Source organism: Streptococcus mitis (genome assembly GCF_946188615.1).
GTDB classification, from domain to species: domain Bacteria; phylum Bacillota; class Bacilli; order Lactobacillales; family Streptococcaceae; genus Streptococcus; species Streptococcus mitis_BZ.
Genome location: NZ_CAMHVK010000004.1, coordinates 35,730 through 57,715 on the forward strand (window position 1 = coordinate 35,730; position 21,986 = coordinate 57,715).

Genomic DNA, 21,986 nt, shown 5'->3' on the forward strand with positions numbered 1-21,986 from the left:
TAGCTTGTTTTATAGCTTTATTTCAGTTAGACGGTTCAAATAAGTTATTAATAATTCTTATAAGTGACTATGACTTGTTATTAGAAAAGACTATAGGTTGATTTTTCTTTTGTAATTCTGATATTTCCCTGAAAAGTGCGGACGGGAGCAACTTACTTCGTAATTTCATCCCTAATTTTTGAGCCAGAATGTCTCAAAAATTCCGTTCTAGATAATAATAAATTATTATCTAGAATACCACTATAGCGGGAAATATCCGCTAAAAGCTCACTTCGTTCGCACTTAATATAAATAAAGCATAATTTTTCTATATTATACACTTGAGGCACTATAACTGTTAAATTTGTTAAAGTTTTCCAACCTCTTCCTATCAACTTTTCCCCTGTTCAAGTGGGACAACTGCTAGTGTCTTTCCTAAACTGGCTAAAACTTTCAAGACTGTATCCAACTGAGGACTTGTCTTTCCTGTTTCCATCCTAGCTATGACAGGCTGGCTCACTCCACTGAGTTCCTCTAGCTTTTTCTGGCTGATTCCTTGCTCATGTCTGGCTTCAATCAACTCACTCATGATAGCCACTCGCATATCACTTTCAAGTATTTCCTCCTTGGTAAAGAGTTCTGACCGGACATCCTTCCAGTTACTCCCAATAGCACTATTCTTCATCACTTAACCCTCTTTCTTTTAAGTCCTTTAGTTCACGCTTGGTTTTTTTAAAATTATAACTCAAAAGTTATTAAAAGTAAATCCTAACATTCATAAAAAGAAGACCTTAGAAAAATTCCAAAGGTCTCATCTTTATTATTCGAAAAAATACGAGAAGAGTTATAAATTGAAGGCAATCCTTACTATTATTCCAGCTCTATCCCCTTCTCTCGGAGATTTGCCAGACACTCCTCATAGTAGGTTGCGTCATGTTCGCTGTATATAGGACTAGTCAACTTTTCCTCTACTAATTCTTGATAAGGAGGGCAGGTCTTACCACGATAGTTTTTATCCAACCACTCTGGACTGACATTATAGCCTCGGTTAGCCATCTCCTTCATGATCAAGTCATGATAGGCATAGAGACGATAGGGCGAGTGGGTAAAGACATAGTCCACCGTTGCATGCTTTCTGCCCCAGCCATTGCCACGGAGGGCACAGCACTCTCGATGTTGTCCCAAGAGTTGAGGACGGGGAAGCTGTGAAATCAAAGCCTCATGCCAAAGTCTCATGACAATCTCCTTTCAGTAAAGTCGAATGTTGCAAATAGGTATTTGGATAGCGATCAAGCAAGTCTCGAGTCTTAGTAATCAAGTCTGCCTGAGAAGCCTGACCAAATCGGTAGCGATCCAGCAAGAGCATGTAGTCCTTGCGTTCAGTCTCTGTTGCTTTCTTTTTGAAATAGCCCCAAATATGCTGAAAGACATTGCAAACCTGACCTCTATGCTTAGGGATTTGACAGGCACGATCGATCAGTTCTTGAACATGACTTACCTCCACCTCTTCATTCTTCAAGTATTGGCGGATCTCATTGTAAATATTGCTAGAATGACTCAAAACGAGGTATTTGTTTCTCGCCCAGAGTTGCTAGCAAAGGGCACGTTGGTTGTTATTTTCCATATTTCTCCTTACTTTCTACTAGTTCCCCGGAAATATGGAAACAAAGTTATATCTTAAAAATGAGCGAATTATGAGCGAATAAATAGTATTTTTTGTAGAGTCTGATTTTTCTAACAGATATTAGTCAACAATCCTTAAATACCTGAATAAGTCTCTACTAACAACTGAATCTTACGTAAAACTTCTTGCTTTTTCCGTTCACGCGCTCCCTGTCTACGAGAAGTTGGTGGAATAATCGAATCCAAATCAGTCCCACTATTTTCAGCATAACCTCGTTGAATTGATTTGTCTATGAATAATTGGTAATCAGCTACAAGTTTCTCAGACTCAGCTAGGTCATGGATTGCGATTTTCTTGCGCTCCTTGCCATATTCATAGAAAGCATTGATAATCCCATCATGGTCTTTCAATTTTTGCAAATCGGTGTCATTGATAAACCCGATAACCAACTCTTCTTTGGCACGGATATCGATACTAGAACGAATCACACGACTAACTTCTGCTTTCATTACTTCTTTAGACTCAGAATTCTTCGATTTTTCAACAATCAATGCCAAGATATAGTCTAGGTTAATCTCATCAGTTTTTAATAACTCAATTTCAAATTCGACATCTGAAAGGTCAACATCCAAATCCTTGGTCTTTTCATAGTTTTTAAGATTCAAAAATTCATCTCGAATTTCCACATAGGCACTTCTTAAATCTTGAAGATAACCTTCAGAAATAGGTTTGTCGATTTCTTGGAATTCGTCATAATTTCGAAGAACATTATCAAGTTTCAACAACTCACCAAATAACTTAACAAACTCCTTTTTATCATGCTCGGTTTCAATTTCTTGCGGATTTGGGAATTTTTCCAGAATTTCCTGACAAACCGCAGTATATCCTTTGACCTCGATACCCGTTACCTGATCGACAAAACCATCCATGTATTCACTAAAGCTTTTTTCTAAGATGATTTCAAGCTTATTTGTGTCTCCAAAAGTCTTAATAGCTTCTTGCGTAGCCTTTTCTAAATCACGAAAACAAACAATATTTCCAAAAGGTTTAACCCTATTAAAAATTCGATTGGTTCTCGAGAATGCCTGAATCAATCCATGATAACGAAGGTTTTTATCGACAAAGAGAGTATTCATGGTCGGAGCATCAAATCCTGTCAAGAACATACCCACTACAATCAGTAAATCCACTTCCTTGGACTTAACTCGTTTAGAAAGGTCACGATAGTAATTTTGAAACTCTTTACCATCTGTCGAAAAGTTCGTCTTGAACATTTGATTATAGTCGTAGATTGCCTTAGCCAGAAACTCTTTAGAAGATAGAGACATAGCTGTATCTTGAGGGTCTAGCTCTTCGTCTTGAATTTCCCCATAAGCTGACTGTTCTTCGTTAGGTGCAAAGCTAAAAATGGTTGCAACTTTTAAGCGTTTAGCTTCTGGTAAAGCTGCTTGTTGTCGCTGGATTTCTTCATAGTATAATTTTGCTGCTTCAATACTTTGTACAGCCAGCATGGCATTAAAGCCAGACAATTGTTTTTGTTTATGAGTATAGTGTTGATTTCGGTGTGTTTTTTTATTATACACGCGAAGTAAGTATTCTGTGATGGTTGCTATCCGTTCTGGATGCAAAAGGAGTTCCTTCTCCATCTTTTTGAGTTTCTTCTCATCAAGCTCTTGACCAACTGCTTTTTCTGCCTCTCTATATTTATTGATTTCAGGCTTGATATAGTTATAGTCAACCTTGAACTTCAATACTTTTTTATCTCGAATAGCATCTGTGATAACGTAATTATGAAGTTGTTCTCCAAAAACTTCTTGCGTTGTTTCACCCGTCAAGCTATTTTCTGGGAAAATTGGTGTACCTGTAAATCCAAATAGAGCGTACTGTTTAAAAGCCTTCTTAATGCGCTTTTGAGCCTTCCCAAACTGAGAACGATGACACTCGTCAAAAATCAAGACACATTTCTTAGCATAGACTTCATGATTAGGATTTGCAGTGATAAACTTATTTAACTTTTGAATAGTTGTGACAACGATTCGATCATCATTTTCTTCGATACTGCGTTGTAGTTCCTTTGTATTGTTACTACCATTGACTGAATTTGGCTGGAATTTTTGATACTCCTTCATGGTCTGGTAGTCAAGGTCTTTTCTATCAACGACGAATATCACTTTGTCAACGTAATTCAACTCTGTTGCCAAGCGTGCAGTCTTAAAGCTGGTCAAAGTTTTCCCAGAACCCGTCGTATGCCAGATATAGCCACAAGCATTGATAGAGCCAAAGTTTTTCATCTCATTAGATGAATGAATCTTGCGTATGATACTCTCAGTAGCTGCTATCTGATAAGGACGCATGATGAGCAAGGTATTATCAGCATCAAAAACACAATACTTGGTCAAAACTTCCAATAGGACACGCTTGCTTAAGAAAGTAACGGTAAAATCTTCCAATTCGTGAATAGTCTTATTCTTACGGTCCGCCCACTCACAGGTAAACTCATAGTGATTTTTATTTTGAGCTGTCGTATTTGCAAAGTAGCGTGTATAAGTTCCATTCGAAATCACAAAAATCTGAATATACTTATACAGAGAATTCTCGCTATTGAAACTTTCCTTACTATATCTATGGATTTGTTCAAAAGCTTCTTTAAGACTAACACCACGTCTTTTCAATTCAATCTGAACTAAAGGAAGGCCATTTACCAATATGGTCACATCATAACGATTGGTATGGCTACCTAGTTGGGTCACTTGGTTAATGACCTGCATGCTGTTGTTATGAATGTTTTTCTTATCAATGATGGAAATATTTTTAATCCGTCCATCATCAAAAACAAAGTCATAGATATGATTTTCTTGAATTTTTCGAGTTTTTTCAACTAGACCTTCATTGGGACAGTCTAAATACTCTACCACAAAGCGATCCCACTCAGCATTCGAAAAAGTCACCTTATTAAGTTTTTCTATTTGCACCTTGGCATTTGCTAAGAGCTCTTCAGGCGTATGGATATCTAGTCGTTCGTAGTTAAGATAATTTACCAAATCAGAAATCAACTGATTTTCTAGGTCAGCCTCAGACTGATATTCTCTATCTGTGCGATACTCTGGTTGATACTCAGCCAAGAGAATCCCTTCATTCGTTTCCGCAATAACTTCATGTATTTTTGAATAATCAACCATTTTCATTTTCCTCTTTTGGGTTAAATTTATATTTTTTCTCAAAACTATTGAATAAATCTATTAAGGTATTTTTTTCTCTTTCTAGCAATTCTCTAAACTCCAAGTCCGATTGACGATTATGAGTGAATAAATCAAACCTTTGAGCATATGGTTCTAAATTTTCTTTGGTAATCTCCTCACCTGCCACCTCTAATCCTAATAAAACATCTTCCCATCTACTATAGCCTAAAAATGTGGCTGTTTTCTCTGACAGATTTCTAAACAAAGCATAATGAAATTTTTCTACTTGTCCACTGTCTACAGCTTTACGTAGCACTTCTCTCACCTTTAGGTGGTATCCGAAGGGAGAATCTTTCTCAACGTCAGTTAAAATATATCTGACTTTGTCCTCCTTATCAACTTCTTTTTTCATAACATAAAAGGACTTTTTTTATTTGGTATTTTTCTGTCAAACCGTATTTCATTGTACAAAACATTATAAAAAAGTGGTTGGTGAGAAGAAATAATAAACTTTAAATCAGTGTGTTTAGATTTAGCAATAATTTCCTTTAAAAAAATAGCGGAATCAATAGTATTGTTATCATCTAACGAAGAAATTGGATCGTCAATATAAATATACTTAAAGTCCTGAAAATCAGAGTCAATATCTGGATCGCTTAACTCCTCAATAATAAGTTCCAAAAGAGTTAGGAATATAGACCAAACAAATATCCTCTCCTCACCTCTAGAAATTTTGACTGTATCACCATCTAAAGTAAAGCGAATTCCCTTAAAATCACTTATCAATCTTGGAACACGCTGGTCTCCAATAATATCAAAAATTGGGAATCCCGAACTATCATTAGCCTGTCTCTCAATATCTTCAAAATTTGGAACTATGAGGTTATGGACATACTTCTGAAAGTTGATAATGACTTGTTCAAATTGTTGCTGTTCTTCTAAAAACTTACCAAAAAAAGTACGCTTATCATATTTGAGGTAACGATCTTCATCATTTTCTAAATCATTTTCCCAAGTAAAAAGATCTTCTGTAAAAGCGTTAAAATAAAGTATTTTCTTTACTTTTGACTCTCCATCATTTTCCGAGATATTTAATTTATCCTTTAAAATTGTAGATAGCCTCGTTTTCCCTGTAGCATTAAAAGCATAAATTAAATGTACCTTCTTATTACTTGAGATTAGTTCGTCTGCAATATCTTCCAATGTATTAAATACTTTATCATCCGCCATAATTCACTTTTCCTTATTCATTAAAATTGAGTAATTGATTTCTCCAGTATTCATACTGCTTCTGTCTTAGTTCGATTTCTTTTGGAAGTCCCTCAGAAAGAGAGCTCGTTAAGGTGTTGAAATTGTCAAGAATGGAGACAATTCTTTTTTGTTCAGTGATAGGTGGAAGAACAATTTTAAATTTTTCCATATCCTTCGAATTGATACGAACAACTTTCGTTCCAGTTACTTTTCTTTCCTTTTGAGATTGAAAATATGTAGACCGGAACCAATAATTTAAGTAACGTGAGTTTTGGCTCGTTTGAATGATATAACTATCTCCAGAAATTCCAATCTCTTCTTTCCCTTCCCAAACAATTGCTTTCCCAACATCTTCAACATTTTCAGATGTTGTTGCCATTACTAAATCATTAGGATAGGCTTTTTTTAGCTTTTTGAACACTATTTCACTAGTTTTGGAGAGAGTTTCAGTGACTGTAAAGTCGTATTTAGTGTAAATTTGTCCGTAGTGGATAACAGACTTCCCGATTTCTGTAAAATCTTTCTTCTGAAGTCCATTTCCTCTTACAAATTCACAAATTGTTCCCAACTCCACTCGAATTGGACCAAATACCCACTGTAAAAGTTTGATAATAGCGGAGTTGTCCCACTCCTCTACTCTACTCTCAGTGTACTCGCCTTCGGCGACGAATGTCAAGAGTTTTTCTCTAAAATATTCGTACTGTTTTTGGCGTAGTTCAATCTCCTTAGGAAGTCCGATGTTGAGGTCATTACAAACCGTATCAAAGTTGTCCAGAACTTGAACAATACGAGATTGGATTTCAAGGGAAGGGACTGGGATTTTGAATTGTCTAATTTTTTCCATCGTCAAATTTTTCATCGATGATGCTTCCATTAATCTTTCAATTTGACTATAAACAAATGCATTCGATTGGCAATAATACATTAAATATTTAGCAATAATAGCATTTGTATTCAATCTAACCATTGCAACATTAGGAGCCAAATAATACGTGTCATCTTTATCTATTAATGCGACCTCTCCTACCGTACCAACATAAGTAAAAAGCATATCGTCAATCTGTAATTTACTTCTATTTAATTTTGAAAACTCACTATTATCAATGTATTTCACATCATCTAATACTAATCTTCCTTTTTTCACATTTAAGCCTCTAAGAGCAATAATTTTTCCACTAGATGAATAATTTACATATTTAGTAAATTCATATCCTGCCAATTTAGTTACTGTAGCTACTTCTCCAAGTGTCTTCCACTCTACCTGATAAACCTCGTCCTCAAATGATAAGAGTTTATCTCTATAAAAAGAATATTGTTTTTTACGTGAGGTCAATTCTGAGGTCAATTCTGTAACATACTCAGTCATTTTGTCAAGTATTTGCACAATTTTCTCTTGAATTTCTAGAGGAGGAATGGGAATTAATAGTTTAGATAATTTATCAGATTTTAACGCAGGTATACCAGCACCATGTTGAAAATCCATAAGATATTTCTGATTCATTTTTACAAAATGATATACAAATCTATTATTCACTCGAGTCTCATCAGTAAGTATATAATAACAATGTGCATTAGCCCAAAATTTAGTATCAACAAAATTAACAAAACCTGCAGAAGCCCCACCTTGACTTACAATGATTGTATTAGCTTCCACATTGTAATCATTAGTTCTTCCTGAATAAGTTTGTCCACCATTATATGCAGGATATAATCCATCTTCTGTCAATAAATTTTTATTTAGTTGCTTACCTTTCTTAACAGAACAAACTTCCCCCAACTCCTTCCACTCAACAGAGCAGTTTTGAATTTCTTCTAGGATGTTCATGATTTCCCTCCTTCCTTGGCTAGATTTTCAATGTTTTTAATTTCCTTGAGGTAATCTTTTTCAACTTGACTGAGGGTCTTGGCTTGGTAGCTCTTATATTCCTTATCGACCTTCTGCTTCATCTGTTCACGAGAGATAGAACCACTATTGTCCAGCAAGTCTTCTCCGGTAGCCTGAAGGATTCGATCTACGTGAGCCACCCAGTCAGCCATAGTCATGACTTCTTCTCGGTTTGCCTGTCTTTCAGCAAAGTCTAGATATCCTGATACAAGCTGATTAAGTCCACGGAGTTCCTTTTCTGTCAGATAGTTCTTGGCAACTTTTGCTTCAGTCAGAGTAGGAAGGTCTCCCTTAAAAGTGGTCAAGCCCATAAACTCCTTCTCGCTATCAACACGATTGTAAATGAGTTCACTAGCAGTATTGTGGTGAATGGCGTAATGCATCTTATTTTGCACTGTCGCAAAGAATTTCTTTGCCTCTGGTGAATTTGCATTGTAGTCACTAGATGTTGCGAAAAGATCTAAAACCTGACGGTAAAAGACTTTTTCACTTGAGCGGATATCTCGGATTCTTTCAAGAAGTTCTTTAAAGTAAGAGCCCCCACCCAAGTTTTTCAAGCGCTCATCATCCATGGCAAAGCCCTTAATCAGATACTCTTTCAAGACTGTCGAAGCATAGAGTCTGAACTGAATGCCACGAGGAGATCGAACTCGATAACCAATCGCCAAAATCATATCGAGATTATAAAAGGCGACTTTTTTTGACTGAGTTTTCCCAGCCATTGCACCGTGACGAGTGGTTGTCAACTGATAGTTGACAACCACTGTTTCATCCAACTCACCATCTTCAAAGATGGCCTTGATATGTTTACTAATATTTTGCTTGGAAGTTTGAAAGAGCTCAGCTAGTTCTTGTTGAGTCAGCCAGACTGTTCCATTATCCAAGTGGAGTTCAATAGCAGACTTACCGTCATCAGTTCTATAGAGAATCACATCATTTGCCATGGCTCAATTCCTCTACAATCTTATCTATCTCTGCACGCAAGTGGTCAATCTTGGCAACAGTCTCAGCGATTTCTTTATTGAGAACATCTATATCAATCTTCTCACGTGTATCTTCTTGTTCGACATAGGTTGAGACAGAAAGGTTATAATCCTGCTCTGAACCAATCACTTCATTATCAACGAGAGCCGCTTTATAGTCTACGCTTTGACAATTAGTAAATAATTCAATAATGTGCTCAATATTGTCATCCGTCAAGACATTATTATTGGTTTCTTTCTTAAATTCTTTACTCGCATCAATAAAGAGTGTTTTATTTTCAAGTTTATTCTTCGCTAGAACTAAAATCGTGGTCGCAATAGAAGTTCCAAAGAAGAGATTGTCTGGAAGGGAAATAACCGCTTCAACAAAGTTATTATCTACTAGATACTGACGAATGGTCTTTTCAGCTCCTCCACGATAGAAAATTCCTGGAAAACATACAATAGCAGCTCGACCTTTATTGGACAAGTGATTTAGACTATGCATGATAAAGGCAAAGTCAGCTTTTGACTTAGGAGCTAGCTTACCAGCTGGCGCAAAGCGGTCATCATTTATTAGAGTTGGATCTCCATCTCCCACCCATTTGACAGAATACGGAGGGTTAGAAACGATAGCATCAAATGGCTTTTCTTCTAAATGCTGAGGATTTAAAAGGGTATCTCCTCGCTTAATATCAAAGTTGTTGTAGTTGATATTGTGTAAGAACATATTCATACGAGCCAAGTTGTAGTTGGTCATATTGATTTCCTGACCAAAGAATCCGTCTTCTAGAATATGGTCTTCATATTGTTTTTTCATTTGAAGAAGGAGAGAGCCTGAACCACATGTTGGGTCATAGACCTTGTTAATCTTGTCTTTACCGACCATCACTAGGCGAGCTAGTAATTTAGAGACTGTCTGTGGCGTGAAAAACTCACCACCACTTTTTCCTGCATTACTAGCATAGTTGGAAATCAAGAACTCATAAGCATCCCCAAAGGCATCGATGTCATTTTCTTCAAAGTTACCAAAGTTAATACTATTGATACCATTAAGAATATCAGAAAGACGCTTATTTTTTTCTGGAACAGTTCCACCAAGGATATTGCTTCGTGTATCCAAGTTATCAAACAAACCTTTGATATCATCCTCTGATTTGAACCCAATCGCTGACTTCTCAATAGCTTGAAAGATGTTGGCCAAGTCTTCGTTTAAATTTTCATTTTGCGAGGAATTCTCGACAACATTTCCAAATAGTTGACTAGGAAGGATAAAGAAGCCCTTATCCTCAACTGTCCCTGGTTTAAAATCTTGCTCAGCTTCTTGGTCACTCAATTCGGCATAACGGAATTCTAAGTCGCCAGCTTCATGCTCAGCACGGTCAAAATAGTCTGCCATGTGTTCGGAAATAAAGCGATAGAACAGAATTCCTAGGATATATTGCTTAAAATCCCAACCATCTACAGCTCCACGAACATCGTCCGCAATCGCCCAAATTTTACGATGCAGTTCCTTGCGTTCTGCATTTTCTTTACTTGCCATTTTTACTTCCCTTATTAAATAAATGTATTATCTCTTCTATTTTATCATATTTTAAGAAAACCCACTCGAAGGGAGAAGAGCGAGCAGGTTATGAACTATTTTTAAAATAATATTTGACAATTGTTTTCTATAAATTCAATTACTTTTGACTTTATCATGGTAGTAGAGCATCTTTCATACCTTCCATATCATCACTCTTTACAAATACAACATTCTGTTTTCCTGTTAACTCTATCAGTTTTTCTTTCCCCAGAATGATTGCGAGATTCTTAATAATAGATCGTTTTGCTAGTTCATTGAAATAAGTGAAAATAAATCGATATTTAAACATTCTATTCTGTTCTGATACAATCTCTACTAACTTAAAGCATTTTTGGAATATTTCTTTATCCAAGGGATCTACTGAGTGTCCAAAAATAATGATATTTTTAGGAAATGATTTCGCTATCCCCACACTTGAATACTCATAAACTGGTTTGAAAAAGTCTTCAAATTTAGTTCCTGTTTCTTTAACAACTCTTTGGTAATATTTCTGATAAGGAATTAAATCACTGTTGACATCATTTTCTTTGTCCTCAATTCCAAAGACCATCGTATTGATTCGATTGAAAGTTCTATTCAAATCAATTCGGCCATGTATAAAATGAGTTTTTTCCTCAGAAGTCCCAAATAAATATCCTGATGTATTAGTATAATTAAAGTTTAGAACTGAAGAATTTGATAAATCTGATATTGTATCTAGAGCTGTTGGCCTTGCTTCAATCTTTTGAACATCAAAATCTATATAATCTAAATACGACAGATAAATTTCTAATAGCTCAATTAATAAATCAAGTTGATTGATAAATTCATTATTCAATTTTTCGAGTGCAACTTCTCTTTCCAAAGAACCCCAGCCTTTTTCATGAAATAGTGAAAAAAACATATCTGCAATATATAATTTTGACCTATAATTTTTTTCTTGTAATAATTCCTCTTCCAATAACCAAATTCGTCCTGTAGTAGCAACTTTGAATAATAAATCATTATTTTCTTTGAAATACATTATTGCATCTGCAAGTTGAGAAATCATGGTTTCAAGATTAGACCAACTATCTCCAAGAGTACCTTTATTCTCATTGATAAATTTCAAATACAAATTATCTCTATATTTCTCAATACAAAGATTTGTGACTTTTAGAAACTCCAGCAACTTCTCATCTGGATTAGAAAATAATTGTTTTTCAAACTCAATAAAATCTGTATACTTCGTCTTTCGCCCCATAGCAATATCAAAACCATTACCTAGAATTAAAATTGTATCTGCCATGATTTTTTCTCCTCTACATTATAGATCATTACCAAAATTATACCACGAAACCACAAAAATCCCCCTTAGAAATCCGCTTCTAAGGGGTTGTCTTTATCCTGCTGCTTGAGCTGGTTCTGCTGGTTTGGTCTTTTTATCTTTCTTGTTGCTAGTGATGAGACGACGCTTGCTATCTCGGATGCTATTGAGTTCCTTGAGGAGTTGAGTCAGGTGTTCCTTTTCAGGGTAGGCTTCTGCACTGGCTGCGGTATAGCGCATAAAGAGGTCGTAGCTGGTTGAAAGTTCGGTACGGAGCTGTCTAGTCTTGCCAACTTCCTTGGCAGACTTAGAAGCACGCGCCTTACTTTCCACTTGGTCATATTCCTCTTGAGCATTTACCACCGCTGTCAGCATAGGGGTCAGTCCTAGGCTGGTAACTGCCTCGTGATAAGGTGTTTCACTAAGCGTTTTGAGCAGGCTCTTGATTTCTGCCGTTTCCACATCGTTGCTGTGCTTGGTGATGTCCTTGTACTTGGCAAAGACTGGTTTCAGAGTTTCATGAGCTTCTTTGAGCTTGGTATCCTTAATCTTAGCAAATCCTCTATGAAGGGTAAAGAGACCGACCAAGGCACTATCTCGATTGCGATCGACTTCTGTCAGATTACTAGACTCTTTCGTTTCTACTGCCGCAAGTTGAGCTTGAAAATCATCTAGCTTGATCTTGAAGGGTTCCAAATGTTTGGTATACATGCCCTCATCCTTGTTTGCTTTAGAAAAAGTCGCCAAACTTTGATGAGTATCCATCATCAGGCTTTCAAACTCACGGTTAGTAAAGTTGCTGTAACTAAGCGGGCGAATAGCGTATGATTTTGTCATGATGATATCCTTTCTATGTTCCATTATGTAATCTTTTAAATTAATTCTAACAGTTACTTTAAAAGATTTATCCCACATCCTCTCAACTGTCATTATTTCCATCTAAAATGTACTTTTCAGGGACAAATCAGACATTTCCAAATTAAAAAATCCCTATCTGACTGAAAATACACACCGTCCATCAGATAGAGACTCTTACTATTTTTAGATTTTACCTTTTCGAGCTTTAGAATGCATTTAAACTTTAGGAAAGACGACTATTCAAAAGCTAGAAGACCTCAAAACTTTCTCAGATAAGCCATTCGAAGCTTAGAATACTTTTAAATTCATGTAATTATGATAATTCGAGACTTAGAATACATGTAAATTTTAGGGAAGAGACCTGTTCTAAGTCTCGAAGGCCTATTCACTATCTATTCCTCATCAAAAACACTCATTCCCCCTTTCTCCTCCAAAATATGGTATAGTAGAGTTATACTATCTATGAGGAGTTTACATGTCACAGGATAAACAAATGAAAGCTGTTTCTCCCCTTCTGCAGCAAGTTATCAATATCTCATCGATTGTCGGTGGGGTTGGGAGTTTGATTTTCTGTATTTGGGCTTATCAGGCTGGGATTTTACAGTCTAAGGAAACCCTCTCTGCCTTTATCCAGCAGGCAGGTATCTGGGGACCACCTCTCTTTATCTTTTTACAGATTTTACAGACTGTCGTCCCTATCATTCCAGGAGCCTTGACCTCGGTGGCTGGTGTTTTTATCTACGGTCACATCATCGGGACTATCTACAACTATATCGGTATCGTGATTGGCTGTGCTATTATCTTTTATCTGGTGCGCCTCTACGGAGCTGCCTTTGTCCAGTCTGTCGTCAGCAAACGCACCTATGACAAGTATATCGGTTGGTTGGATAAGGGTAATCGTTTTGACCGTTTCTTTATTTTTATGATGATTTGGCCCATTAGTCCAGCTGACTTTCTCTGTATGCTGGCCGCCTTGACCAAGATGAGCTTCAAGCGCTATATGACCATCATCATTCTGACCAAGCCCTTTACCCTCGTGGTTTATACCTACGGTCTGACCTATATTATCGACTTCTTCTGGCAAATGCTTTGACACATAAAAAATCCGTTTGGTTTCCCAAGCGGATTTTGTGCTTTATTTTGAAACTTCTTTTGCAAGGACAAAGTTTCCAAGAGTAGCAGAACCATTTCCTGCGACTGCTGGCGTCACGATGTAATCACGCACATCAGGTACTGGTAGGTAGCCATTAAGAAGAGATGTAAATTTCTCACGGACACGGTCCAGCATATGTTGTTGAGCCATGACCCCTCCACCAAAGACAATCACGTCTGGGCGGAAAGTTACTGTCGCATTAACAGCAGCTTGAGCGATATAGTAGGCTTGAACATCCCAAACGGGGTTGTTGAGTTCAATATTTTCCCCACGAACACCTGTACGAGCTTCCAAACTTGGACCAGCTGCATAGCCTTCCAAACATCCCTTATGGAAAGGACAAACACCCTTAAACTCTTTTTCAATATCCATTGGGTGTCTAGCAACATAATAATGACCCATTTCAGGGTGACCCACACCACCGATAAACTCACCACGTTGGATGACACCTGCACCGATACCAGTACCGATTGTGTAGTAAACCAAGTTTTCGATACGGCCACCAGCATTATTACGGGCAACCACTTCACCATAAGCAGAGCTGTTTACGTCTGTAGTGAAGTACATTGGCACGTTTAGGGCGCGACGAAGGGCACCAAGCAAGTCCACATTTGCCCAGTTTGGTTTTGGAGTCGTCGTGATAAAGCCATAAGTTTTTGAGTTTTTATCAATATCAATTGGACCAAATGAACCAACTGCAAGACCAGCAAGGTTATCGAATTTCGAGAAGAACTCAATGGTTTTATCGATTGTTTCGATTGGAGTTGTTGTTGGAAATTGTGTTTTTTCTACAACGTTAAAGTTTTCATCACCGACAGCACAGACAAACTTTGTACCGCCCGCTTCCAAGCTTCCATATAATTTTGTCATGATAAACCTCTTGTTTTTATTTTCTTTATTATAGCATATTTCGAAAGTCTAAATTTCTCTATTTTTTAGATTTTCCTCTGTAAATCTTACCATTCAAGCAAAAACGAACAAACATGTCATTTGTTCGTTTTCACATTAGAGAGGATTGATTAGATTTTCACTTCGATCACAGCATCCCCCTTCGCAACTGAACCTGTTGCGACTGGAGCTACTGAAGCATAGTCAGCTGTGTTTGTAACGATAACCATTGTTGTATCATCAAGACCAGCTGCAGCAATTTTGTTTGAGTCAAAGGTTCCAAGAACATCGCCAGCTTTAACCTTATCACCTTGAGCAACTTTTGCTTCAAAACCTTCACCATTCATAGATACAGTGTCAATACCAACGTGGATCAAGACTTCAGCACCATCAGTTGTTTTCAAACCAAAAGCGTGTCCTGTTGGAAAGGCGATTGAAACTTCCGCATCAGCTGGTGCATATACCACACCTTGACTTGGTTTCACAGCGATACCTTGGCCCATAGCTCCACTTGAGAAGACTGGGTCATTCACATTTGAAAGAGCAACAACATCACCAATGATTGGAGTTTGGATTGTTTCGTCTTGAAGAGTTGCTGGTACTTCTTCATTTACCACTGTAGTTTCTTCAGAAACTGTTTCTTCAACAACTTCTGTTTCTTCTTTGTAACCAAAAGCATATGTCAAACCGAAACCAAGGGCAGTTGTAACTAAGACCATAAAGACATACTTGAGGAGTTGACCATTAATGTATAGAAGAGTACCAGGAATGATTGTGATACCAAAGCTAGTTCCTGCTAAACCAAGAATATTTGCTAACCAACCACCTGCAGCACCTGCAATAAGACCCATGATAAACGGTTTACCGTAACGAAGGTTAATACCAAAAATTGCTGGCTCAGTAATACCTAATCCTGCAGAAAGAGCTGCTGGGAAAGCAAGTGCTTTAATTTTGGGATTCTTTGTTTTTACACCAACAGCAAGAGTTGCTCCAAGTTGAGCAGTCATAGCTGCTGTAATAATAGCATTAAGAGGATCTGAACCTGTAGAAGTAACAAGGTTAGCCTCCAAGAGATTGAAGATATGGTGAACACCTGTAACAACGATGACCTGATGAACACCACCAAGGATTAATCCACCTAGACCCACTGGAAGACTGAGCAACCAAACAGTAGCGACTTTGACATAGCTTTCAACTTCGTGGAATACAGGTCCAATGACAAACAAGGCCAAAATAGACATTACTAAGAAAGTCAAGAATGGTACAAGGAGTAAATCTAATACATCTGGAATACGCTTACGGAGCCACTTTTCTAGTTTAGCACCAGTCAAACCAACGAAGAAGGCTGGTAAAACTGAGTTTTGATAGCCGACAACTTTGATAAAACCAAAGAAGAGGATTGGTTGAGCATCACCAGAGGCCACAGCCCAGGCATTTGGTAAGGATGAGTTTACCATCATCAATCCTAGAACCAAACCAAGCAATGGATTTCCACCGAAGACTCGAAAGGCTGACCAACAGATTAAGGCTGGGAAGAAGGCAAAAGCTGTATCTGTCAAAACAACTGAATAAGTATAGAAGTTTGTTGCTTTAAAAGCTTCTGCAGTAGTTCCAAACAAAGCTAAGACTTGATCCTGAACGATAGCCCCACGAATCCCCATAAAGAGACCAGTAGCAACAATTGCTGGCAAAAGAGGTACAAAGACGTCACCGAAAGTACGGATGGCACGTTGGAACCAATTTCCTTGTTTACCTGCTTCTTCTTTCATCTCATCCTTAGATGCTGTTGGCAAACCAAGAGCTACGACTTCATCGTACATCTTGTTTACTGTACCCGTACCAAAGATGATTTGGTATTGACCTGAGTTAAAGAAAGCACCTTGAACTTTTTCCAAGCTCTCGATAGCATCTTTATTGATCTTTGCTTCATCTTTAACCATAACGCGAAGACGAGTCGCACAGTGGGCTACACTGTTAACGTTCTCGCGTCCGCCCAAGGCTTCGATGACTTTTTTTGCAATTTCTGTATTGGTCATTTGCAAAAATCTCCTTATAAAAAATTTGTAAAATGTTTGAAAGCGATTTTATCCGCCCTACGCATATAATTCTATCATGTTTTTAAAATATGTCAAGCGTTTTGCAGAAAAAGTTTTAGCATTTTGAATTTTTTGATTGTTTTTGATGTCTTTGAAATAAAACAAGCAATATTTCACCTATTATTGTGAGGTTTTTAAAGATTTTTTTGCAAATTCTTTCATTTTTTCATTTATTTTCATAAAATCCTTCAATCCGTTTCTGTCAATCGTTTGATATTTTTTTCTTAATTTTATGATAAAAGACTTGCTTTTTTAAAAGGAAACGTTTACTATAAAGATAGTAGAATTTATGGAGGGAATATAAATGGAATGGACTACCGAACGTCGTTACAGACGTTATGAAGATTGGACACAAGAAGAAAGAAAAGAAATCCAAGAAAAGATGGCACAATCCCCATGGCATGTCAGCTATCACATTGAACCAAAGGAAGGACTCCTTAACGACCCGAACGGTTTTTCTTACTTTGATGGCAAGTGGGTTGTCTTTTACCAAAACTTCCCCTTTGGTGCAGCTCATGGATTGAAGTCTTGGGTTCAGCTTGAAAGCGACGACTTGGTTCACTTTACTGAAACAGGTGTAAAAATCTTACCTGATACTCCACTTGATAGCCACGGCGCTTACTCTGGATCTGCTATGCAGTTTGGTGATCAATTGTTCCTATTCTATACAGGAAATGTCCGTGATGAAAATTGGGTGCGTCACCCTTATCAGATTGGTGCCTTAATGGATAAGGACGGCAAGATTGAAAAGATTGATAAGGTCTTGATTGATCAACCAGCTGATGCTACCGACCACTTCCGCGATCCACAGATTTTTAACTTTAAAGGACAATACTACGCAATCGTTGGTGGACAAGACTTGGAGAAAAAAGGATTCGTCCGTCTCTACAAAGCAGTCGATAATGATTATACAAACTGGCAAGAAGTTGGTGATTTGGACTTCAACAATGACCGCACTGCCTATATGATGGAGTGCCCAAATCTTGTCTTTGTCGGAGAACAACCTGTCCTTCTCTACTGCCCACAAGGTTTGGATAAAAAAGTTCTTGAATATGACAATATTTATCCAAATATGTATAAAATTGGTGCTTCCTTCGACCCTGAAAATGCTCGTTTGGTAGATGTGTCTGAACTACACAATCTAGACTATGGTTTCGAAGCCTATGCTACTCAAGCTTTTAACGCTCCGGATGGACGTGCTCTCGCTGTTAGTTGGCTTGGTTTGCCAGATGTGTCTTATCCATCTGACCGTTTTGACCATCAAGGAACTTTTTCATTGGTAAAAGAACTTACCATTAAAGATGGCAAACTCTATCAGTACCCTGTAGAAGCCATCAAGTACCTTCGAGCTTCAAAAGAGGAATTTTCAAATCGTTCTGAAACTAAGAATAGCTACGAACTTGAGCTGAACTTAGAGGCTAATAGCCAAAGTGAAATCATCCTTCTTGCTGATAAAGACGGAAAGGGGCTATCTATCAATTTCGACCTTGTCAATGGCCAAGTAACCGTTGATCGTAGTCAAGCAGGTGAGCAATATGCTCAAGAATTTGGAACTACTCGCTCTTGCTCAGTTACTAATCAAGCAACTACTGTCAATATCTTCATCGACAACTCAGTCTTTGAAATTTTCATCAATAAAGGAGAAAAAGTATTTTCTGGTCGTGTCTTCCCACATGAGAACCAAAATGGAATTCTCATTAAATCTGGAAACCCAACTGGAACTTACTACGAATTAGAATATGGTCGCAAAACTGACTGATGTCGCAAAATTGGCTGGTGTCAGCCCTACTACTGTTTCACGTGTCATCAATAAAAAAGGCTATCTATCTGAAAAAACCATCCAAAAGGTCAATGAGGCCATGCGAGAGTTGGGCTATAAACCTAACAACCTTGCTCGTAGCCTCCAAGGGAAATCAGCCAAGTTAATCGGTTTGATTTTCCCAAAAATTAGCCATGTTTTCTATGCTGAATTGATTGACAAATTGGAACACGAACTCTTCAAAAAAGGCTACAAGACCATCATCTGCAATAGTGAGCACGATTCGGAAAAAGAACGTGAGTATCTTGAAATGCTAGAAGCCAACCAAGTGGATGGAATCATCTCTGGTAGTCATAACTTGGGAATTGAAGACTACAATCGCGTAACGGCTCCAATCATCTCTTTTGACCGTAACCTGTCTCCAGATATCCCTGTCGTTTCTTCTGACAACTATGCTGGTGGTGTCCTAGCCGCTCAGACCTTGGCTAAAACTGGAGCCAAATCTATTATCATGATTACAGGAAATGACAACTCTAATTCCCCAACTGGACTTCGTCATGCTGGTTTTGCTTCAATCTTGCCAAAGGCTCCTATTATCAATGTTTCCAGTGATTTTTCACCCCTTCGTAAGGAAATGGAAATAAAAAATATCCTGACCAAACAAAAACCAGATGCGATTTTCGCCTCTGATGATTTGACTGCTATTTTGGTTATTAAGATTGCCCAGGAGCTTGGAATCTCTGTGCCTGAACAACTCAAAGTGATCGGCTATGACGGGACTTATTTCATTGAGAATTTCTACCCTCACCTCACTACCATTAAACAACCCTTGGAAGAGATTGCTCGCCTAACAGTTGATTTGCTCTTACAAAAAATTGAAGGTAAAGAGGTTGCTACCACTGGTTATTTCTTGCCAGTTAGTCTCTTACCAGGTAAAAGTATTTAAACAAAAAACTCGGACTGAATCAGTCTGAGTTTTTTCTTATAATCTAAATTTTCTCAAAAGTGTTTGGGCTTTTTCTAAATTAAAAGTTTTTTCAGCAATCAAGCATTCTACCAACTTAGGCACTTCAGCCTCTGTGGCTCCTGCAAGGAGGGCTAGTGACTTCGCTTGAAGTTTCATGTGTCCATGCTGAATTCCTGTGCTGACAAGAGCTTTAAGAGCTGCAAAGTTTTGTGCAAGACCAATTGACACGATAATTTGAGCCAATTCCTTAGCTGATGGATGACCTAGCAACTCATGGCTGAGAACTACACGAGGATTAAGACCAATTGATCCACCCTTGGTAGCAACTGGCATCGGCATAGTCAGCTCTCCTATTAACTCTTCTGTTTCCAAATCCATCATCCAATGACTGAGACCTCGATAAGCACCATCATGACTGGCATAGGCATGCGCTCCTGCTTCGATGGCACGCCAATCATTTCCTGTCGCAATCAAGAGAGCATCGATTCCATTAAAAATTCCCTTATTGTGAGTAGCTGCTCGATAAGGATCTGCTTGAGCAAACTGGCTGGCTAAAACCATTTTTTCTGCTAGTTCACGCGCTTCATCCTTCTGGCGACTCAAATAACGAAAGGCGATCCGACAGCTTGCTGTCACCAGAGAATCGGTCGCGTAGTTTGACAGAATCCCCATGAGACTCTGTCCCTGACAGAGTTCTTCTAAGACTGGTTTCAAGGCTTCCAGCATGGTGTTGAGCATATTAGCACCCATGGCTTCCTGGGTATCGACATGGAGATAAACAACGAGAAAGTCAGTTTCGCCTTTTATCTGCTCTACATGCAAATCACGCGCCCCACCTCCACGTTTGACGATAGAAGGATAGGCCTGATTGGCAAGTTCCAAGAGCTCAGTCTTTTTGTTTGTAATCTTCTCTTGAGCTTGTTCAGGTTCAGCAACTTGATAAAGAGCTACCTGCCCAATCATCTGGCGCTGATGAACCTGAGCAGTAAAGCCACCTGCTCGCTTGATGATTTTACTTGCATAGCTGGCCGCAGCAACCACGGACGGTTCTTCTGTCACATAGGGAACTGTGTATTCCTGACCATTGACAAGGACCTCTGGAACCAGCGAATAAGGCAGAGAAAAAGTTCCCACCACATTCTCACTCAGCTGGTCTGCCACAGTCACACTTATCTGTTCATCCTGCTCCAAACTCACTTGCTTCTCAGGACTAAGGAGCGCCTGAGCTTGTAACAACTCGAGGCGCTCTTGGTATGATTTTTTAGAAAATCCATTCCAACTTATCTTCATTATTTTTCAACCTTGCTATAACGGCGTTGGTGGTCAACAATTTCAACCAAGGCAAAATCTTGATTTTCATAGCCAGAAAACTGGGTAGAATTTGTTTCATCTAAGTCTACTTCCTCAAAGAAGACTTTTTCATAGTCTGCAACAGACAGGGCAGTTCGTTGGTTGAGCTTGTTCAAACGGTCTTTATCCAGATAAGCTTCATATCCTTCAACCAATGCACCACTGAAGAACTCAGCTACAGCCCCACTTCCGTAACTATAAAGGGCAATTTTATCCCCAGCCTTCAAGCTATCTGTATTTTCCAAGAGAGACAAAAGTCCGAGGAAGAGGGAACCTGTATAGATATTCCCCACCTTTTGACTGTAGAGAATAGACTGGTCAAAATGCTTTTGCAAGAGGTCTTTTTTCTCTTGAGGCAGGCTCTTATCCATGATTTTTTTCAAGCCTTTTAGCGCTAATTTAGGATAAGGCAAGTGGAAGCAAACAGCTGCAAAATCATCCAAAGTAAGCTGGTAGCGTTTTTGATATTCAAGCCAAGTCGTTTTCAAACTATCCAAGTATTGCTGGGTAGAATAGACACCATTTACATAAGGAGTTGTTGAGTAATTTGGACGCCAGAAATCCATGATGTCACGAGTCTGAGCCACATTGTCGTTATTAAAGGCCATAATGCGTGGATTCTGTGTAATCAACATGGCCACACTTCCAGCACCCTGAGTGGGTTCTCCAGGTGTTTCAATACCATATTTGGCAATATCACTGGCAATAACTAAAACTTTGGACTCTGGAGAATTTTCCACATGCAATTTGGCATAATGAAGGGCCGCTGTCGCTCCATAGCAGGCTTCTTTAATCTCAAAACTACGAGCAAAGGGCTGGATGCCCAGCAAACCATGTACAAAGACGGCCGCAGCTTTACTCTGGTCAATTCCTGACTCAGTAGCCACAATGACCATATCAATTTCTGCTCTTTCTTGCTCAGTTAAAATAGAATCACTTGCACTGGCTGCCAAGGTCACGATATCCTCAGTTAGAGGCGCAATACTCAATTCCTTGAGTAAGAGTCCTTTACTTAATTTTTCAGGGTCAATTCCCCTCGCTTCTGCTAAGTCTTGTAATTTCAAGACATATTGACTGGTCGCAAAACCAATCTTATCAATACCGATTGTCATATTTACCTCTGTTTTATCATTCATTGTAAAAAATCGTTCTATACTATTTTATC

Annotated in this window: 18 protein-coding genes; 3 read left to right on the top strand and 15 right to left on the bottom strand. The window is 38.3% G+C overall.

Annotated elements, in window-relative coordinates:
* Positions 1 to 370: 370 nt before the first annotated feature.
* The 11 genes from OCF95_RS05000 to OCF95_RS05050 all read right to left on the bottom strand — a co-directional run bounded on the left by OCF95_RS05000 (position 371) and on the right by OCF95_RS05050 (position 12,587).
* Positions 371 to 664, bottom strand: coding sequence for a helix-turn-helix domain-containing protein (locus tag OCF95_RS05000; protein WP_033686503.1), 294 nt, complete (start codon positions 662 to 664; stop codon positions 371 to 373).
* 185 nt (positions 665 to 849) lie between these two features.
* The gene (locus OCF95_RS05005; RefSeq protein WP_033686502.1) at positions 850 to 1,215 is read right to left on the bottom strand and encodes a TIGR02328 family protein; all 366 of its coding nucleotides are present in this window, start codon (positions 1,213 to 1,215) and stop codon (positions 850 to 852) included.
* Complete coding sequence (locus tag OCF95_RS05010; RefSeq protein WP_239822433.1) at positions 1,199 to 1,540, bottom strand: YbgA family protein; 342 nt, start codon at positions 1,538 to 1,540, stop codon at positions 1,199 to 1,201. The genes OCF95_RS05005 and OCF95_RS05010 overlap by 17 nt, the downstream gene beginning before the upstream one ends.
* Positions 1,541 to 1,737: 197 nt before the next feature.
* Positions 1,738 to 4,782 (bottom strand): type I restriction endonuclease subunit R, encoded by a 3,045-nt coding sequence (locus tag OCF95_RS05015; RefSeq protein ID WP_261105011.1) that lies wholly within the window; start codon positions 4,780 to 4,782, stop codon positions 1,738 to 1,740.
* Positions 4,775 to 5,194, bottom strand: coding sequence for a hypothetical protein (locus OCF95_RS05020; protein WP_261056953.1), 420 nt, complete (start codon positions 5,192 to 5,194; stop codon positions 4,775 to 4,777). The genes OCF95_RS05015 and OCF95_RS05020 overlap by 8 nt, the downstream gene beginning before the upstream one ends.
* Complete coding sequence (locus OCF95_RS05025; RefSeq protein ID WP_261105012.1) at positions 5,191 to 6,012, bottom strand: hypothetical protein; 822 nt, start codon at positions 6,010 to 6,012, stop codon at positions 5,191 to 5,193. The genes OCF95_RS05020 and OCF95_RS05025 overlap by 4 nt, the downstream gene beginning before the upstream one ends.
* Positions 6,013 to 6,025: 13 nt before the next feature.
* Positions 6,026 to 7,858: a restriction endonuclease subunit S gene (locus OCF95_RS05030; RefSeq protein WP_261105013.1), complete on the bottom strand. Its 1,833-nt coding sequence runs from the start codon at positions 7,856 to 7,858 to the stop codon at positions 6,026 to 6,028.
* A complete protein-coding gene (locus OCF95_RS05035; protein ID WP_247949388.1) occupies positions 7,855 to 8,862 on the bottom strand; it encodes a virulence RhuM family protein in 1,008 nt (335 codons plus the stop codon). Before OCF95_RS05035 ends, OCF95_RS05030 begins: the two co-directional genes overlap by 4 nt.
* Positions 8,852 to 10,423 (bottom strand): type I restriction-modification system subunit M, encoded by a 1,572-nt coding sequence (locus OCF95_RS05040; protein WP_261105015.1) that lies wholly within the window; start codon positions 10,421 to 10,423, stop codon positions 8,852 to 8,854. Before OCF95_RS05040 ends, OCF95_RS05035 begins: the two co-directional genes overlap by 11 nt.
* Before the next feature lie 154 nt (positions 10,424 to 10,577).
* The gene (locus OCF95_RS05045) at positions 10,578 to 11,732 is read right to left on the bottom strand and encodes a bacteriophage abortive infection AbiH family protein (protein WP_261105016.1); all 1,155 of its coding nucleotides are present in this window, start codon (positions 11,730 to 11,732) and stop codon (positions 10,578 to 10,580) included.
* Between the two features lie 93 nt (positions 11,733 to 11,825).
* Positions 11,826 to 12,587: a DUF6261 family protein gene (locus OCF95_RS05050; protein ID WP_261105017.1), complete on the bottom strand. Its 762-nt coding sequence runs from the start codon at positions 12,585 to 12,587 to the stop codon at positions 11,826 to 11,828.
* Between the two features lie 496 nt (positions 12,588 to 13,083).
* On the opposite strand from OCF95_RS05050, the gene OCF95_RS05055 reads away from it, so the two are divergent.
* Positions 13,084 to 13,701, top strand: coding sequence for a TVP38/TMEM64 family protein (locus OCF95_RS05055; protein ID WP_000076168.1), 618 nt, complete (start codon positions 13,084 to 13,086; stop codon positions 13,699 to 13,701).
* A 42-nt stretch (positions 13,702 to 13,743) separates the two neighbouring features.
* Here OCF95_RS05055 and scrK read toward each other — a convergent pair whose 3' ends face one another.
* Positions 13,744 to 14,631 (bottom strand): fructokinase ScrK, encoded by an 888-nt coding sequence (scrK, locus tag OCF95_RS05060; protein WP_000164310.1) that lies wholly within the window; start codon positions 14,629 to 14,631, stop codon positions 13,744 to 13,746.
* 149 nt (positions 14,632 to 14,780) lie between these two features.
* Positions 14,781 to 16,685 carry a sucrose-specific PTS transporter subunit IIBC gene (locus OCF95_RS05065; RefSeq protein ID WP_049500225.1) on the bottom strand — a complete coding sequence of 635 codons (1,905 nt, stop codon included), beginning with the start codon at positions 16,683 to 16,685 and terminating at the stop codon, positions 14,781 to 14,783.
* Between the two features lie 364 nt (positions 16,686 to 17,049).
* Here OCF95_RS05065 and OCF95_RS05070 point away from each other — a divergent pair, with 364 nt between their 5' ends.
* Both OCF95_RS05070 and OCF95_RS05075 read left to right on the top strand, forming a co-directional pair.
* A complete protein-coding gene (locus OCF95_RS05070) occupies positions 17,050 to 18,504 on the top strand; it encodes a sucrose-6-phosphate hydrolase (protein WP_049500227.1) in 1,455 nt (484 codons plus the stop codon).
* Complete coding sequence (locus OCF95_RS05075; RefSeq protein ID WP_049500229.1) at positions 18,485 to 19,450, top strand: LacI family DNA-binding transcriptional regulator; 966 nt, start codon at positions 18,485 to 18,487, stop codon at positions 19,448 to 19,450. Before OCF95_RS05070 ends, OCF95_RS05075 begins: the two co-directional genes overlap by 20 nt.
* Before the next feature lie 36 nt (positions 19,451 to 19,486).
* Here OCF95_RS05075 and OCF95_RS05080 read toward each other — a convergent pair whose 3' ends face one another.
* Together OCF95_RS05080 and OCF95_RS05085 are read right to left on the bottom strand one after the other, a co-directional pair.
* Complete coding sequence (locus OCF95_RS05080) at positions 19,487 to 20,761, bottom strand: hydroxymethylglutaryl-CoA reductase, degradative (protein WP_261105018.1); 1,275 nt, start codon at positions 20,759 to 20,761, stop codon at positions 19,487 to 19,489.
* Complete coding sequence (locus OCF95_RS05085) at positions 20,761 to 21,933, bottom strand: hydroxymethylglutaryl-CoA synthase (protein ID WP_173876751.1); 1,173 nt, start codon at positions 21,931 to 21,933, stop codon at positions 20,761 to 20,763. Before OCF95_RS05085 ends, OCF95_RS05080 begins: the two co-directional genes overlap by 1 nt.
* Positions 21,934 to 21,986 lie beyond the last annotated feature (53 nt).

Coding starts and splice junctions, on each gene's coding strand:
- OCF95_RS05000 (WP_033686503.1), bottom strand. CDS start 664: ATGAAGAATAGTGCTATTGGGAGTAACTGGAAGGATGTCCGGTCAGAA.
- OCF95_RS05005 (WP_033686502.1), bottom strand. CDS start 1,215: ATGAGACTTTGGCATGAGGCTTTGATTTCACAGCTTCCCCGTCCTCAA.
- OCF95_RS05015 (WP_261105011.1), bottom strand. CDS start 4,782: ATGGTTGATTATTCAAAAATACATGAAGTTATTGCGGAAACGAATGAA.
- OCF95_RS05020 (WP_261056953.1), bottom strand. CDS start 5,194: ATGAAAAAAGAAGTTGATAAGGAGGACAAAGTCAGATATATTTTAACT.
- OCF95_RS05025 (WP_261105012.1), bottom strand. CDS start 6,012: ATGGCGGATGATAAAGTATTTAATACATTGGAAGATATTGCAGACGAA.
- OCF95_RS05030 (WP_261105013.1), bottom strand. CDS start 7,858: ATGAACATCCTAGAAGAAATTCAAAACTGCTCTGTTGAGTGGAAGGAG.
- OCF95_RS05035 (WP_247949388.1), bottom strand. CDS start 8,862: ATGGCAAATGATGTGATTCTCTATAGAACTGATGACGGTAAGTCTGCT.
- OCF95_RS05040 (WP_261105015.1), bottom strand. CDS start 10,423: ATGGCAAGTAAAGAAAATGCAGAACGCAAGGAACTGCATCGTAAAATT.
- OCF95_RS05045 (WP_261105016.1), bottom strand. CDS start 11,732: ATGGCAGATACAATTTTAATTCTAGGTAATGGTTTTGATATTGCTATG.
- OCF95_RS05050 (WP_261105017.1), bottom strand. CDS start 12,587: ATGACAAAATCATACGCTATTCGCCCGCTTAGTTACAGCAACTTTACT.
- OCF95_RS05055 (WP_000076168.1), top strand. CDS start 13,084: ATGTCACAGGATAAACAAATGAAAGCTGTTTCTCCCCTTCTGCAGCAA.
- scrK (WP_000164310.1), bottom strand. CDS start 14,631: ATGACAAAATTATATGGAAGCTTGGAAGCGGGCGGTACAAAGTTTGTC.
- OCF95_RS05065 (WP_049500225.1), bottom strand. CDS start 16,685: ATGACCAATACAGAAATTGCAAAAAAAGTCATCGAAGCCTTGGGCGGA.
- OCF95_RS05070 (WP_049500227.1), top strand. CDS start 17,050: ATGGAATGGACTACCGAACGTCGTTACAGACGTTATGAAGATTGGACA.
- OCF95_RS05075 (WP_049500229.1), top strand. CDS start 18,485: ATGGTCGCAAAACTGACTGATGTCGCAAAATTGGCTGGTGTCAGCCCT.
- OCF95_RS05080 (WP_261105018.1), bottom strand. CDS start 20,761: ATGAAGATAAGTTGGAATGGATTTTCTAAAAAATCATACCAAGAGCGC.
- OCF95_RS05085 (WP_173876751.1), bottom strand. CDS start 21,933: ATGACAATCGGTATTGATAAGATTGGTTTTGCGACCAGTCAATATGTC.